Source organism: Trinickia sp. Z7 (assembly GCF_056498045.1).
Map to the genome: position 1 here is coordinate 45,730 of NZ_JAUEQW010000006.1, position 14,399 is coordinate 60,128.

The window sequence follows — 14,399 nt, forward strand, 5'->3', positions numbered from 1 at the left end:
GAGGCGAAAATGAGCGCTACCCCATCGTCCGCCTCCACCGCCACCGATGCCGTGCACCTCGAGCACGAGCAGGACGTCGAAGCGCCGGGTCCGGCGCGCAAGTACATCGACGCCGTTCTCGAACAGTCGTTTCGCCATCTATTCGGGCCGACCGCCACCCCGGAACAACCCCGTCGACACGACGTCGTTTCCATCGCGAAACTCACGTCGATGCTTGCCGGCTACCTGAGCCCCGAGGAAATCAAAGAGGTCAAGGCGGCGTTTCACTTCGGCGACGAAGCGCATCTGGGGCAGTATCGCCACAGTGGCGAGCCCTACATCACGCACCCGGTCGCCGTCGCCGAAACATGCGCGGGCTGGAAGCTCGACGCGCAGTCGATCATGGCCGCGCTCCTGCACGACGTCATGGAAGACCAGGGCGTCACCAAGACGGAGTTGGCCGAGCGGTTCGGTCCGAAAGTGGCCGAGTTGGTCGACGGCTTGTCGAAACTCGACAAGATGGAGTTTCGCAATCGCGAGGAAGCGCAGGCGGAGAATTTCCGCAAGATGCTGCTCGCCATGGCGCGCGACGTGCGCGTCATTCTCGTCAAGCTCGCCGACCGGTTGCACAACATGCGCACCCTCGGCGCCGTGCCGTCGGAAAAGCGCCGTCGCGTCGCGCGCGAGACGCTGGACATCTACGCGCCCATCGCGCACCGTCTGGGCCTGAACAACACGTACCGCGAGCTGCAGGACCTGAGCTTCGCGAACTTCAACCCCCACCGCTACGCGACGCTCGAAAAGGCGGTCAAGGCCGCGCGCGGCAATCGGCGGGAGGTGGTCGGCAAGATCCTCGAATCGGTGCAGCGCGCGATTGCCGACGCGCACATCGAGGCGGAGGTGACCGGCCGCGAGAAGACGATCTTCAGCATCTACAAGAAGATGCGGGACAAGCAGCTTTCGTTCTCGCAGGTGCTCGACGTGTACGGCTTTCGCGTGGTGGTCGGCAGCGCGCTGGAATGCTATACGTGTATCGGCGTGCTGCATGCGCTGTATAAGCCCGTGCCCGGCAAGTTCAAAGACTACATCGCGATCCCGAAGGTCAACGGCTACCAGTCGCTGCATACGACGCTCGTGGGGCCGTTCGGCGCGCCGATCGAGTTCCAGGTGCGCACGCGCAAGATGCACGAGATCGCCGAAGCCGGCGTGGCGGCTCATTGGCTCTACAAGAACGGCGGCGCCGACCTGAACGACGTGCAAAAGCGCGCGCACCAGTGGCTCAAGTCGTTGCTCGACATTCAGAGCGAGGCGGGTGATTCGAGCGAGTTCCTCGAGCACGTCAAGATCGACCTGTTCCCCGATGCCGTCTATGTTTTCACGCCGAAGTCCAAGATCATGGCGTTGCCGCGCGGCTCCACGGCGCTCGATTTCGCCTATTCGATCCATAGCGATCTCGGCAATCAATGTGTCGCCGTCAAGATCAACAATGAGCTGTTGCCGCTGCGCACCGAACTGAAGAGCGGCGACATCGTCGAGGTGATCACGGCGCCGTACTCGAAGCCGAACCCCGCGTGGCTCGGCTTCGTGCGCACCGGCAAAGCACGGTCGGCCATTCGTCACTATCTGAAGACGATGCGGCTGAACGAGTCGGTCCAACTGGGCGAGCGTCTCGTCGATCAGAGCCTGAAGGGCTATGGCTTGGCGCTGGCCGAGGTCGAGCCGGATGTCTGGGACAAGCTCGTGCAATGGACGGGCAATAAGAACCGCCAGGAGATTTTTGCCGATATCGGCCTCGGCCGGCGCGTCGCCGCCGTCATGGCCAAGCGTATCGAAGTGCTCATCAGCGGGCGCGATACCGACGACGAGCACGGACGGGCAGAGGGAAGTCACGCCGGTGCGGCGCCGCATGCGCCTCCCGTGGTCATCACGGGCACGGAGGGCATGTCGGTGCAGTTGTCGGCTTGCTGCCGGCCCATCCCCGGCGACGACATCATGGGCTATATCGGCATCGGGCTCGGTATGGCTATCCACACGACCGATTGCCGGGTTGCGCAGCGTATCCATCGCCGCGATCCTGGCCGCTGGATCGACGTGGCTTGGGCGCCGCAGCCTGGGCGCTTGTTCGACGTGGCTGTGAAGGTGCTCGTACGCAACGTCAAAGGCGTCTTTGCCCGTGTGGCGGCCGATATTACCTCGGCCGACGCGAACATCGTCCATATCGCCATGGACGAGGATTTGTCGCAGGAATCCACCGTGCTGCGCTTCGTGATCCAGGTCAGCGATCGCATTCACCTCGCCAACGTCATGCGCCGCGTCAGAACGAATCCCGACGTGATGCGCATCGTGCGCGAGCGGCCGAGCGAAGACGGTCATCATCGTCACGATGGCGGGATGCGAATCGAGCGTGAGCGGGGCGATTACTGACGGGCGTCACGTCACGGTCTCGCGGCGCGAGCTCGTTGCCTTGCGACGGTCTCGCGAATGCTTTTCCAGGGGATGCCGAAGTCGGGAAGGGCGAAGCGGGATGCAGAGCGCTGAAACCGCAGTGCACAAAGACAAAGGGCCTTCCAAGCGGAAGGCCCTTCATAGGTGGCGCGGCTGGCAGGATTCGAACCCACGACCCCTTGGTTCGTAGCCAAGTACTCTATCCAACTGAGCTACAGCCGCACGCGAAAACGCAGAATCGTACTTCGGTCAAACAAAAGAGCCTTCCGCGAAGAAGGCTTTCGAAAAAAGTGGCGCGGCTGGCAGGATTCGAACCCACGACCCCTTGGTTCGTAGCCAAGTACTCTATCCAACTGAGCTACAGCCGCACGCAGAAGCGGAATTATAGCAAAGTCCCGGGAAAATGGAAGACATTGGGGTAGGTTTCTTTAGGGTTTCTTCGGGCGAGCGCGATCGTGTACGCTTGAAGTCCATTGGACGTAGTGATTCGCACCATGAACAAGGCATTTGTCAAAGAGTCGAGCGACGGCGACGACGACGATCTCGACATCGGTCAACCCGAAATCCCGGCCGGCGCCAAGAACTACATCACGCCCTCGGGCCATAAGCGTCTGCGCGACGAGTTGCTTCACCTGATCGACGAAGAGCGGCCCGAAGTCGTCAAATTGGTGTCGTGGGCGGCGTCGAACGGCGATCGTTCGGAGAACGGCGATTACATTTACGGCAAGCGGCGTCTTCGCGAGATCGATCGGCGCATTCGCTTTCTGACCAAACGGCTCGACCTGGCCGAGGTGGTCGATGCCAGCAAGCAAGAGAACGTCGATCAGGTCTTCTTCGGCGCGACGATCGACTATGCGACCGCAGACGGCGAGACGCATACGGTCACGATCGTGGGCGTCGACGAGGTCGACTTGGATCGCGGTCACGTCAGCTGGATCTCCCCTATCGCGCGAGCGTTGCTCAAGTCCCGCATTGGCGATACGGTCACACTGCATACGCCTTCGGGGCCCGAGCAGATCGACGTGCTCGACGTGCGCTATCCCGCGGGCACCGGCGCTTAAGATCGCGCACGCGCGTCCCTCACGTTTCCAGCCGAGCGTCCAACCAAAAAAAAGCGCCGCGAAAGCGGCGCTTGAGCCCGTGACCGGGGATTTCGGCGACGGGATTGCCTCGACCGGAGACCCCGTCGCTGCGGTTGCTTAGAAGCGGTGGCGCAAGCCGGCGGTCACGGCGACTTGCTTGTCGGTCGACGACATGTTCAAGCCGTTGATGACGGCGCCGATGCCGGTGCCCTTGTTCACGACGTGCTGGAATTCGCCGCCCAGGTACACGTCGGTGCGCTTGGACAATGCGTAGTCGGCGAGCAGGTTGAACTGATTCCACTTCGGATGCACGCCGCCGATGGTGCTATCCGTGTAGGTATAAGCGCCTGCCAGGCTGATTGCCGGCGTGAGCGCGTAGCGCGCATTCAACTCGTAGTTGTTGAAGCGGACTCCGCCGCCGGGCAGCGCGAGCGTGCCGCTCGTGCCGGCATTGGCGGCGTTCACGCCCAGGGCGTTGTCCAGGCGCGTTTGCGTGAACACGAAGCCGGCCGTGGCGGGACCGAACGTATAGTTCAGGCCCGCGCCCCACGTGCGTTGACGACCCGCGACGAAGGTGGCGTCGCCGGTGACCGCGCCCGGCGAGGTGGCGGTTTGGGCCAAGGCGTTGGTGTTGTTGTTCAGTTGCATGTACGCCGCCGCGACGTTCAGGCCGCTCCAGGTGTACGACGCGCCGACGCTATAGGCGCGGTTGTTCGAGAACTGGCCGGCCGTGTTCGAGAAGCCGTACAACGCACCGAGCTTGAAGCCGCCGTAGTTGGCGCTTTGGAAGTGCACCGAGTTGTTGACGCGGAACGAGTTGTCGAGATTGTCGTTGTCGAACGGGTGCGCGAAGTACGTGCCGCCGTATTGGGTGCCCGTCAGCGCCAGCGGCCCGAGGTACTGGACGACGTCGTCATACTGACGGCCGAGCGTGACCGAGCCGAATTGCTCGCTCTTCAGGCCGACCCAGGCTTGACGACCGAATTCCCGGCCGCTTTGCTTGAGCGTGCCGTTGTTGATGCCGAAGCCGTTTTCCAACGTGAAGATGGCTTTGAGCCCGCCGCCGAGATCCTCGGACCCGCGCAGGCCCCACCGGCTACCGTTCACCGAACCCGTGGATTGCTGCCAATTGCTATGGCCGCCTTGGTTGTTCGTGTATGTGATGCCGGCGTCGATGAGACCGTAGAGCGTCACGCTGCTCTGGGCATGCGCCATCGTTGCGAACGCGCCGGTCAGGGCGCCGACTAGAAGCGTTTTCTTCATTGTTTCTCTCCAGAATCAGAACATTCTTGTGGCTGTCGCGAGAGGCGCCCACCGACGTGCATGGAATGCAGCGGTTGCACAGCGGCAGGCTGGTGCAGCAGGATTCACAGCAACAGGTCCGCGTTTCCGAACTGGCTTGAGTGTAAAGAGGGCTTCGTCGAGACGCGCGTTTCGAAATCGGAAATAAAGTATTGAGTAATTAGAAACGGCGTGATGTGGTGGTTAACTGGTTGATTTGTAACGAATTTTTAGAATAAAAAAGGGCTTGAGTCGATTTGCCATACCGATGGCGTTGTATTTGCGATACGCCCGTTTGGACGCGAAGGCGGTGAATTCGAGAGCCTCGATTCCGATTATTGTCTGTTTTGAAAAATTAGATTGCGTGTAGCGGCAATAATCTGAGGGGAACCGCTGGCTATACTGTGGGTTCCTGCTTTGCCCAAGCAGGCTTTTTCCTCAAGGAAAAGACGTCTCCAAACCTTTGTCAACGCGGCCAGCCAGCCGCGTTTTTTTATGCGCCGCTCGCGTCAGCGGCCCCGCCGCCGTACGCCGCTTTGTTTATCTTCCGTGCGGCCATAGCCCACTTCGTCGTCTTCGATCGGCAGCGCCCAATCTTCCATCACGTAGTGCCGCGCGTCCATCGGGCACGCCAAGAGGTTCTGCCAGTGGTCGCCGTGCCAGAGCGGATCGCATTCCAGAATCGTGGCGGCGCTTTTCGTCCTACTAATCGACGGCATCCCCAACTGGGGCGGACCGATGAGCCACGAGACGAAGCGCTTCAAGGGGTTGAGTCTCACGGTGGTCTCCCGGGTAAATCATCTACCCCATCTTCGGACCGCCCTGTCCAACAAACAACCCGGAAAAATACTGACGGTAGAAATGTTTTGTTGCAAATAGTGAATGTTTTTCCTGGTTTCGGGATTTTCTTTGTTCGATGCAGGTAATTATGACGTTCATGTCCCGATATTCTCGTGTCGCATGCATAGCGACTACGCGTTTACAGCATTCAATGAAAAATTTCTTGACGAGCGCTCGGCGGAACATTTATAAAAGCAGCGCCGGAATCACCCAGTGGACGGCGCCCCGGGCGGAGAGACCGAGGCGACGTTCTTCCGAGGCTGGGTTTCGGGCGGAGGGCGCTGCCCGTCTATTAAATTTCGAGGGAATTAGTACTATGGAAACTGGTGTCGTCAAATGGTTCAACGATGCTAAAGGCTTTGGCTTCATCACGACTGACCAGAGCAACGAGGACGTGTTTGCGCATTTCTCCGAGATTCAGGCCGAAGGCTTCAAGTCTCTAAAAGAAAATCAACGCGTTCAATTCGATGTGAAGACGGGCCCGAAGGGCAAGCAAGCGGCGAATATTCGTCCGCTGTAAAGCGTTCGGCACCGGCGTGCCGCTTACCGGCCAGCGCCATCGCGCGAACCGGTTGCCGCAGGCATCCTTTCAAGGGCGCTCGGGTGGTGCATACTTCGTCAATCGAAGCATCTACCTGAGCGCCCTTATTCATGTCAGATTTATCGCTGCCCACGCTCGCGATCGATACGCCGATCGCTTTTGTCGATCTGGAAACGACAGGCGGAGCGGTCGCTGAACACCGCATTACGGAAATCGGCGTCGTGCAAGTAGGGCCATCCGGCGTATCGCGCTGGAGCACGCTCGTCAACCCGCGCCAATCCATTCCTCCGTTCATTCAGTCGTTGACCGGCATCTCGGACGACATGGTGCGCGATGCGCCCGCGTTCGATTCGTTGGCGGCCGAATTACTCGCGCGACTCGACGGCAGTTTGTTCGTTGCGCATAACGCCAATTTCGACCGCGGCTTCTTGCGTGCCGAGTTTCAGCGCGCCGGATTCACGTTCAACCCCGACGTGCTGTGCACCGTCAAGCTCTCGCGCGCGCTGTGGCCGCACGAGAAGCGGCACGGGCTGGACGCGTTGATCGAACGCCACGCGCTCGCGCCGCTCGCGCGCCACCGCGCATTGGCCGACGCCGATCTGCTGTGGCAATTCTGGCAGCGCCTGCATGCGTTGTGGCCGGTCGCCACCCTGCGCGCGCAGGTCGAGCGCACCGTGCGGCGCTATCGCATTGCCGGCGACATCACCGAAGATACGATCGACGCGGCGCCGGTGGGGCACGGGGTCTATGCGTTTTTCGACGCGGCGGATGTTCCGCTCTACGTGGGGCGCAGCGTGCGGCTGCGCCAGCGGGTGCGCGCGCATTTGACCGGCGAGCGGCGATCGGCGCGCGAAACGCGAATCGCCGAGCAGGTCGCGCGGCTGCAGTGGCAGGCGACCGGCGGCGAAGTGGGGGCGTTGCTGATGGAGGCGAAGTGGCTCGGCGCGCTGCGCCCGGTTCACAATCGTCAACCCCGCATGGCGCGCACCGAGCAGCGCGACGCACCGTGGCCCTTCGAGTCGGCGGTGGCGTTCGAAGAACGGGGCGAGGCCGCAAGCGAGCGCGCGTTCCACGTCGTCGATCGCTGGTGCTATCTGGGCGCCGCCCCTTCGCTCGAAGCCGCGCGCGAACTGGCGGCTACGCATGACGAAGCCGTGTGCGAGCCGTCGACGCTGCGGATCATGCAAACGCATCTTGCGCGAGGGTTGCGGGTCACACCGCTGGCGGTTGCTTCGAGCGAGGGCGAGCCATCCGGTTTCGGGGCGGGCGCCGACCGCGCCGAGTCGGTGACGGGCTAGGTCGGTTAGCCGATATCCGATGCGCCGCCCGCCGTGCAGACATGGGCGAGGGCGGTATTGAGCGCTTCGGTGTCGATCGCGCCGTAGCGCGTCAGCAATTTCCAGTTCTTGACGGCGTGCGCGAGTCGAGCCGGGCAATCGGCGGTGTTGCGCCATGGCTCGACCCGGCCCAATGCCGGGATGAGCGCGCGGGTAAGGCGATCGAGTTGAGGGCGGGTATCGGCGGCCAAATCGGGCGCCGCGCCGGAAGGCGCCGCCGACTTGGTCCAGCGGCCGAACAGCGCCGTTTGGACTTGCTTGCTGGCCTCGATTTGATCGCGGAAGAAGATGCGGGCAAAGGCTGGGTCGACGTTGGCGGCCTGCGCTCGCTTTTCCACGTCGGCCAGCAACGCCGCTTCGCGCGGCGCGTCGGTAATCGGGCGATGATTGGCCCACTTCCATTGAGCCACAGGCACGGCCAGCGCCAAGCGCTGCGATACCAATGCGATCAGATTGGTCATGGCGGTTTCGTCGCCGTCGGCTCGAACCTGGGAAGGCACGAGCGCGAACGCGACGCACAGCGCCAGCATGAGCCGGCCCGCGACACGCAACGGCGCCGTCATTCGATGCGGACCTTGCCGCCCGCGACCGTCACTTCTACTTCTGTTCGCACAACTTACGTTGTTCGTCGAAGAAAGCGCGCACGTGCTCGGGCAATTCGGTGGCCAGAAATTCAACGCCCACCGGTTCCGGATCCGGGCTGGATACTTTGTCGGGGGGCGGAATGTGAGTGGGCTTGGCTTGCATGGCGTCTCTCCTGGCACGAATCGATTATCCGACGCGGCTTCCTCTGTTTGCCAGCGTCGAATTGATTTTTAACGCTTTGTTGCATTAACGGCACAGTCGGCGGCGCTTTTGAGTCAGGCAGAACGTTGATTGACGAAAATCAAAAATAATCTATGAGGCGCCGCTCGCTGGCATCTCACGCAAGCTTGTGGCGATTTTCTCCGACTGTCCGTATTCGGGCGTACGTGTCTCGTACGAATCTCTTGCACGCCACGCCGGTTAGCTGTCGTTGGGCAGCCAGCGTGTTGGAGCGTGCGGCGTCAGCCATGGGCGCGTGTGCCGCCGCAAGGGGTTTCACCTAGCCGCGCGACGGTTGCCGTGCGCGGGTGCGCTTCACTGCACGGAGGGCAGAAGCTCGATTCCCTCGAGTTGCGCCGCACAGCTATCGCGCACGATGGCGACGAAATCGTCGAAGTAGGGGCGCCCGGCGAAACCGGGGCTCGCGATGGCGTATAGCTCGCTCCAAAGCCCTTTGGGCTCCACGCGCTTGGCGAGGACGTAGTCGTGATCCACGTAGGTCTTGACGCCCCAGTTCGGCAGCGCTGCGATGCCCCGCCGGCTGGCCACCAGCTGCATGATGGCGATCGTCAATTCGGCCGTGCGGCGCTCGAGCTTGACGCCGGCCGGCTCCAACACCTCGCGGATCAGATCGATGCGCGATTCCGGCACCGGGTAGGTGATCAGCGTTTCGCCATCGAGGTCGCGCGCGCCCACACGCCGCTTGTTGCGCAGCCTGTGTTCATTGGCCATGACGACGAGAATCTCGAAGCGAAACAGCGGCGCGACATGCAGGCTCGGCTTGCCCGCGGGCTTGGAGCCGATCACGACATCGGCCTTGCCGTCGCCGAGCAGGCGCAGCGGATCTGCGTGAAACCCGGCCACCAAATCGACCTCCACCTCGGGCCAACGGCGGCGGAATTCGTCCATCACGGGCATGAGCCAGTCGAAGCAGGTGTGGCACTCGAGCACGATCCGCAGTTCGCCCGCCGTCTCGCCCTTTAGCCGCAACAAATCGCGCTCCGCGGCGGCGAGCGCCGCGGTCGTTTCGCGTGCGAGCGCGAGCAACCTTTCGCCGGCCGACGTGAAGCGCAACCCCTGTTTCGTGCGTTCGAACAGAGACACTTCATAGTGCGCTTCGATATCGCGAATCTGGTGCGATAGCGCCGACTGGCTCAAGTGAACGCGCTCGGCAGCCGCAACGAGCCTGCCCGACTCCGCGATCGCGATCAGTGAGCGAAGGTGTCGAATCTCAAGCATGCCTTCCCGCCGCCGGTGAGCTGTCGATCCAGATATGAATGGTATTCATACATTGATGAAAAGTTGTCGCTTGATGAATGATAGCGCGACTTGCAGACTGACGCCCATCCCAATCTTCGAGGTGGTCATGACCTGCACTCATATACTTGGCTTCCCGCGCATCGGCGCGCAGCGTGAACTGAAATTCGCTCAAGAAGCGTTTTGGCGCGGCGAAGCCGACGAGGCATACCTGCGCGAGGTGGCCGCTACGTTGCGTGCGCGCCATTGGCAATTGCAGTCCACGGCCGGACTCGACTTCGTCACGGTCGGCGATTTCGCTTACTACGATCAAATGCTCGGCACGAGCGCGCTGCTCGGTGCGTTGCCGCAGCGTTTCGGCTTCAACCCGGCCACGCTCACGCTCGCTCAATACTATGAACTCGCCCGCGGCAACGCGGCGCAGCCGGCCATGGAAATGACGAAGTGGTTCGATACGAACTACCACTATCTGGTGCCGGAACTTGCCGCCGATTCGACTTTCAATGGCGGCGTCGATTGGTTCTTCGACGAGGTGGACGAAGCGCTCGCGTTGGGGCTGCGGATCAAGCCGGTGTTGATCGGACCCATCACCTATCTGCGCTTGGCCAAGACCCATACGCCCGGCTTCGATCGCTTGGATCTGCTGCCCAAGCTCGTGAACCGGTACGTGCGCATTATCCAAGCGCTCGCGGCGCGCGGCGTCGAATGGGTGCAATTGGACGAACCGGCCCTGTGCCTCGACTTGGAGGACGAGTGGCTCGAGGCGCTGAGCGCCGCGTACGCGGCGCTTGGCGATTGCGGGGCCAAGGTCCTGCTTGCGACGTATTTCGAAACGACGGCGGCTCATGCCCCGCGTATCGCTAAGCTGCCCGTCCACGGCGTGCATCTGGATCTCGTCCGCGCGCCGGCGCAACTCGATGCGTGGCGCGCCGTGTTGCCGGCGCACATGGTGCTGTCCGCGGGCGTGATCGACGGTCGCAATATCTGGCGCACCGACCTTCGCGCCGTCGTCGAATCGTTGCTGCCGTTGCGCGCGGAACTGGGAGAGCGGCTCTGGGTGGCGCCGTCGTGCTCGCTGTTGCATGTTCCGGTGTCGCTCGAGAGCGAGCGCAAACTCGATGCCGAACTGAAGTCGTGGCTCGCTTTCGCCACGGAGAAGCTCGACGAGATTCGCGCGATCGGGCTTGCGCTCGAGAACGAACCGGCCGCGCAACCGGCGTTGGCGCAGGCCGACGCAGCGCTCGCATCGCGCCGCCGTTCAGGCGCCGTCGTCAATGCGCTCGTGCAAAAGCGCGTCGCCGCCGTCACCGAGGCAATGGCCAACCGCGGGCGTCCGTTCGCCGAGCGCAACCGGCTTCAGCGCGAGGCGCTGAACCTGCCGCCGCTGCCGACGACGACGATCGGCTCGTTCCCGCAAACGCCCGCCATCCGTCAAGCGCGGGCTGCGTACAAGCGCGGAGAGCTGAAGGCCCTCGATTATCTCGAGCGCATGCGTGCGGAGATCGAGCTGGCCATTCGCCGCCAAGAAGCGCTGGACATCGACGTGCTCGTTCATGGGGAAGCCGAGCGCAACGACATGGTCGAGTATTTCGGCGAGCAATTGTGGGGTTATGCCTTCACCGAAAACGGCTGGGTGCAAAGCTACGGTTCGCGTTGCGTGAAGCCGCCCATCATCTACGGCGATGTCTACCGGCCGGAGCCGATGACGGTCGAAACCGCAAAGTATGCGCAATCGCTGACCAGCCGCCCCGTGAAGGGCATGCTGACGGGGCCTGTGACGATGTTGCAGTGGTCCTTCGTGCGCGACGACCAGCCGCGCGCAACGACGGCGCTGCAATTGGCGCTCGCGGTGAGAGACGAAGTCGTCGATCTCGAGAAGGCCGGCATTCGCATCATTCAGATCGACGAGCCGGCATTTCGCGAGGGGCTGCCGCTGCGTCGCGCCGATTGGCCGGCCTATCTCGACTGGGCGTCGCGCGCATTTCGCATCTCGGCGGCCGGGGTGGCCGACGAGACGCAGATCCATACCCACATGTGCTACTCGGAGTTCAACGACATCCTGCCTGCGATCGCTGCGATGGACGCCGATGTGATCACGATCGAAACCTCGCGCTCGGCGATGGAATTGCTCGACGGTTTCGGCGCGTTCTCGTATCCGAACGAGATCGGGCCGGGCGTCTACGACATCCATTCGCCGCGCGTGCCCACCACCGACGCGATCGAGCGGCTGTTGCAGCGCGCCTGCGAAGTCATCCCCGCCGACCGCCTCTGGGTCAATCCGGACTGCGGCTTGAAGACGCGCGACTGGGCCGAAACCGAGGCCGCGCTCGCGAACATGGTTCGTGCGGCGAAGAGCTTGCGCGGGCGCCTGGTGCTGGCGGCTTAGCCCGGGCGTGGGCCGGGTCCCGGCTGCGGGTGGCGCTTGGCTGTATCAAGCGTTCGCCTGCGGCGCGGGGACATGCACGGGCCGATCGTAGGCGTCGGGCTGGTTGCGTACGTCGACGTGGCCGTGAATACGGGCCTGGTGACCGTCTTCGAACATGTGTAGTAGGGGAACGGGCGAGCCGGCTCGGACACGGCGTCCAGACGCGCGACCAGCGTCGGATCGAGCGTGAAATCGAGTGCCGCTAGCGAATCGCGCAGCTGCTCCGGTTTCGTCGCGCCGACGATGATGCTCGCCACGCCGCGCTTGTGATGAAGCCAATTCAACGCCACTTGCGCCATGGGCCGCCCCGCTTGCTGCGCCACGGCTTCGAGCTCGGCCGCGATGCGCAAGTTGCGCTCGGTGAGCTTGTCGAAGCCCGGCGGCGGCTTAGCACCGGGATTTTGCGCGCGCACGGTTTCGAGCCGGCCGCTTCCCGTGAAGTTGCCTTGCGAGGGCTTGTACTTACCCGAAAGCACCCCCATCGCGAGCGGGCTCCACGGCACGAGCCCCATTCCCAGTTCCGTAGCCAAGTCGGCAAATTCGAGTTCGGCGTTGCGCTCGATCATCGAGTACTCGAGCTGCATCGCGGCAACGGGCTCGAACCCGCGCCACTGGGCAAGCGTCTGGGCGCGCGCCGCGAACCAAGCCGGCGTATCCGACAGGCCTACGTAGCGAATTTTGCCGGCGCGCACTGCGTCGTCCATTGCGCGCATGACTTCGTCCACCGGCGTCATGCGGTCCCAGGTGTGCAGATAGTACAGATCGATGTAGTCGGTATCGAGCCGCTCGAGCGACCCTTCCAGAGCGCGCATGAGGTTCTTGCGGTGATTGCCGCCTGCGTTGGGATTGCCGGCCTGCGCGTTGTAGCTGTATTTCGTCGCGATCACCAGCCGGTCTCGCAGGCCGCGCGCCGCCATGAATTTACCGACGAAACGCTCGCTCGTGCCTTCGGTGTACAAATCGGCGGTGTCGATGAAGTTGCCGCCTTCATCCACGTAAAGATCGAACAGGCGCTGCGCCGTCGCTTCGTCGGCGCCCCAACCCCATTCGTCGCCGAACGTCATCGTGCCCAGCGAGATCGGCGAAACGCGCAGACCGGAGCGGCCCAGCAGGGTATAGCGGTTCATCGTCATGTCAGTGCTCCTTGCGTTGGAAGAACGTATCGATGGGTCGTATCGTGCGCGTTTTGATCTTGTGGAAAAATAGCGGTCGACTTCATTCATTGTGAAGCATTGCTTCATAAATCGACCGGAGGCCACTTCGATGGATCCTGCGCAATTGCCGGCGCTCGTCGCGTTTGCGAATGTCGCGCGACACGGAAGCTTCACGCGGGCCGCGGCCGAGAGCGGTGTATCGGCATCGGCGCTGTCGCAATCGATTCGCGCGTTGGAGGCGCAATTGAACGTGCGGCTCTTCAATCGCACGACGCGCCGCGTCGCATTGACCGAGGCGGGCGGCCAGTTTTTGGAGCACGTGCGGCCAGCGCTGTCGATGTTGGATGCGGCCTACGAAGCGCTCGACGAGGCGCGCGGAGAAGCGACCGGCACCCTGCGGATCAATTTGCCCCGCGTCGCCAGCGATTTGCTCGTGATGCCGCATTTGGCCGAATTCATGCAGCGTTATCCGCGTGTCGCCGTCGAGTTGACGCTGGACGAAGGGCTGAGCGATCTCGTCGCGGGCGGCTTCGATGCCGGTATTCGGCTGGGCGAGCGGCTTGCACGCGACATGGTGGCCGTGCCGGTGTCCGGGCCTTTACGCATCGTCGTGGCGGGCTCGCCCTCGTATTTCGCGCGCTATCCAAAGCCGGCGACGCCCGACGATTTGACGCGGCACGACTGTCTGCGCTACCGGTTCGCGTCGAGTCGCGGCATCTATCGATGGGAATTCGCCGAGCCGAGAACGTCGCGGCGTGTATTCGAAGTCGAAACGGGCGGATCGTTCGTCACGAACGATTTGCGAACGATGGTGGCAGCGGCGGAGCAGGGCGTCGGCCTATTGCATGTGATCGAGGACTATGTGCGGCTGCAGTTGGAGGAGGGTCGGCTCATACGTGTGCTCGACGATTGGGCGCTGACCTTCGATGGCTTCTCCCTCTATATGCCGAGCCGCGTGCAGATGCCGTCGAAGCTGCGCGTGTTCGTCGATTTTTTGCGCGAGAAGCGCGTGGCGGCGCTAGCGGCGGAAAAGGGGCGCCGCTGAAGCGGACAAGAACCCGCGCGCTCTCGCCCCAGACAGCTCGAATCCGCCGACAGCGGTATACGGACAGCAGAAAGCAAAAAGCCCAGTCACGAGGACTGGGCTTTTTGCTTGAATCTTGTGGTGCCGGAAAGAGGAATCGAACCCCCGACCTTCGCATTACGAATGCGCTGCTCTACCGTCTGAGCTATTCCGGCATCAACATCAGAGAA

12 protein-coding genes and 3 tRNA genes are annotated in these 14,399 nt (G+C 62.6%); 6 read left to right on the forward strand and 9 right to left on the reverse strand.

All coding sequences use genetic code 11. The annotated features are described in order from the left end of the window. Window positions 1-9: 9 nt before the first annotated feature. The gene (locus QQS38_RS12625) at window positions 10-2,403 is read left to right on the forward strand and encodes a RelA/SpoT family protein (RefSeq protein ID WP_479645725.1); all 2,394 of its coding nucleotides are present in this window, start codon (window positions 10-12) and stop codon (window positions 2,401-2,403) included. A gap of 166 nt (window positions 2,404-2,569) precedes the next feature. Here the strand turns inward: QQS38_RS12625 and QQS38_RS12630 are convergent. Both QQS38_RS12630 and QQS38_RS12635 read right to left on the reverse strand, forming a co-directional pair. Further along, window positions 2,570-2,646: transfer RNA gene (locus tag QQS38_RS12630), tRNA-Arg, on the reverse strand. A gap of 69 nt (window positions 2,647-2,715) precedes the next feature. Beyond that, window positions 2,716-2,792: transfer RNA gene (locus tag QQS38_RS12635), tRNA-Arg, on the reverse strand. Window positions 2,793-2,918: 126 nt separating this feature from the next. Here QQS38_RS12635 and greB point away from each other — a divergent pair. After that, on the forward strand, window positions 2,919-3,485 hold the full coding sequence (gene greB / locus QQS38_RS12640) for a transcription elongation factor GreB (protein ID WP_479645726.1): 567 nt from the start codon (window positions 2,919-2,921) through the stop codon (window positions 3,483-3,485). Window positions 3,486-3,623: 138 nt separating this feature from the next. On the opposite strand, the gene QQS38_RS12645 is transcribed toward greB, so the two are convergent. Beyond that, window positions 3,624-4,769 carry a porin gene (locus QQS38_RS12645; RefSeq protein ID WP_479645727.1) on the reverse strand — a complete coding sequence of 382 codons (1,146 nt, stop codon included), beginning with the start codon at window positions 4,767-4,769 and terminating at the stop codon, window positions 3,624-3,626. A 527-nt stretch (window positions 4,770-5,296) separates the two neighbouring features. After that, window positions 5,297-5,506, reverse strand: coding sequence for a hypothetical protein (locus QQS38_RS12650; protein WP_479645965.1), 210 nt, complete (start codon window positions 5,504-5,506; stop codon window positions 5,297-5,299). 437 nt (window positions 5,507-5,943) lie between these two features. On the opposite strand from QQS38_RS12650, the gene QQS38_RS12655 reads away from it, so the two are divergent. Next, window positions 5,944-6,147 carry a cold-shock protein gene (locus QQS38_RS12655; RefSeq protein ID WP_479645728.1) on the forward strand — a complete coding sequence of 68 codons (204 nt, stop codon included), beginning with the start codon at window positions 5,944-5,946 and terminating at the stop codon, window positions 6,145-6,147. Window positions 6,148-6,278: 131 nt separating this feature from the next. Then, on the forward strand, window positions 6,279-7,466 hold the full coding sequence (locus QQS38_RS12660) for an exonuclease domain-containing protein (protein WP_479645729.1): 1,188 nt from the start codon (window positions 6,279-6,281) through the stop codon (window positions 7,464-7,466). Window positions 7,467-7,471: 5 nt separating this feature from the next. On the opposite strand, the gene QQS38_RS12665 is transcribed toward QQS38_RS12660, so the two are convergent. The 3 genes from QQS38_RS12665 to QQS38_RS12675 all read right to left on the reverse strand — a co-directional run bounded on the left by QQS38_RS12665 (window position 7,472) and on the right by QQS38_RS12675 (window position 9,548). Further along, a complete protein-coding gene (locus QQS38_RS12665; protein WP_479645730.1) occupies window positions 7,472-8,068 on the reverse strand; it encodes a chorismate mutase in 597 nt (198 codons plus the stop codon). A 34-nt stretch (window positions 8,069-8,102) separates the two neighbouring features. Beyond that, the gene (locus tag QQS38_RS12670) at window positions 8,103-8,252 is read right to left on the reverse strand and encodes a hypothetical protein (RefSeq protein ID WP_479645731.1); all 150 of its coding nucleotides are present in this window, start codon (window positions 8,250-8,252) and stop codon (window positions 8,103-8,105) included. A gap of 372 nt (window positions 8,253-8,624) precedes the next feature. Continuing rightward, window positions 8,625-9,548 (reverse strand): LysR family transcriptional regulator, encoded by a 924-nt coding sequence (locus tag QQS38_RS12675; RefSeq protein ID WP_479645732.1) that lies wholly within the window; start codon window positions 9,546-9,548, stop codon window positions 8,625-8,627. Between the two features lie 127 nt (window positions 9,549-9,675). On the opposite strand from QQS38_RS12675, the gene metE reads away from it, so the two are divergent. Beyond that, entirely contained in the window at window positions 9,676-11,952 is a 2,277-nt protein-coding gene (metE, locus tag QQS38_RS12680) for a 5-methyltetrahydropteroyltriglutamate--homocysteine S-methyltransferase (protein WP_479645733.1), read from the forward strand. Here the strand turns inward: metE and QQS38_RS12685 are convergent. Further along, window positions 11,949-13,124, reverse strand: a complete 1,176-nt coding sequence (locus tag QQS38_RS12685; RefSeq protein WP_479645734.1) for an aldo/keto reductase — start codon at window positions 13,122-13,124, stop codon at window positions 11,949-11,951. The two genes, metE and QQS38_RS12685, sit on opposite strands and share 4 nt — an antisense overlap. Window positions 13,125-13,254: 130 nt before the next feature. Between QQS38_RS12685 and QQS38_RS12690 the strand changes: the two genes are divergently transcribed. Beyond that, window positions 13,255-14,190 (forward strand): LysR family transcriptional regulator, encoded by a 936-nt coding sequence (locus QQS38_RS12690; protein ID WP_479645735.1) that lies wholly within the window; start codon window positions 13,255-13,257, stop codon window positions 14,188-14,190. A gap of 118 nt (window positions 14,191-14,308) precedes the next feature. Here the strand turns inward: QQS38_RS12690 and QQS38_RS12695 are convergent. Further along, window positions 14,309-14,384 (reverse strand) — tRNA-Thr (locus QQS38_RS12695). Window positions 14,385-14,399: the final 15 nt, after the last annotated feature.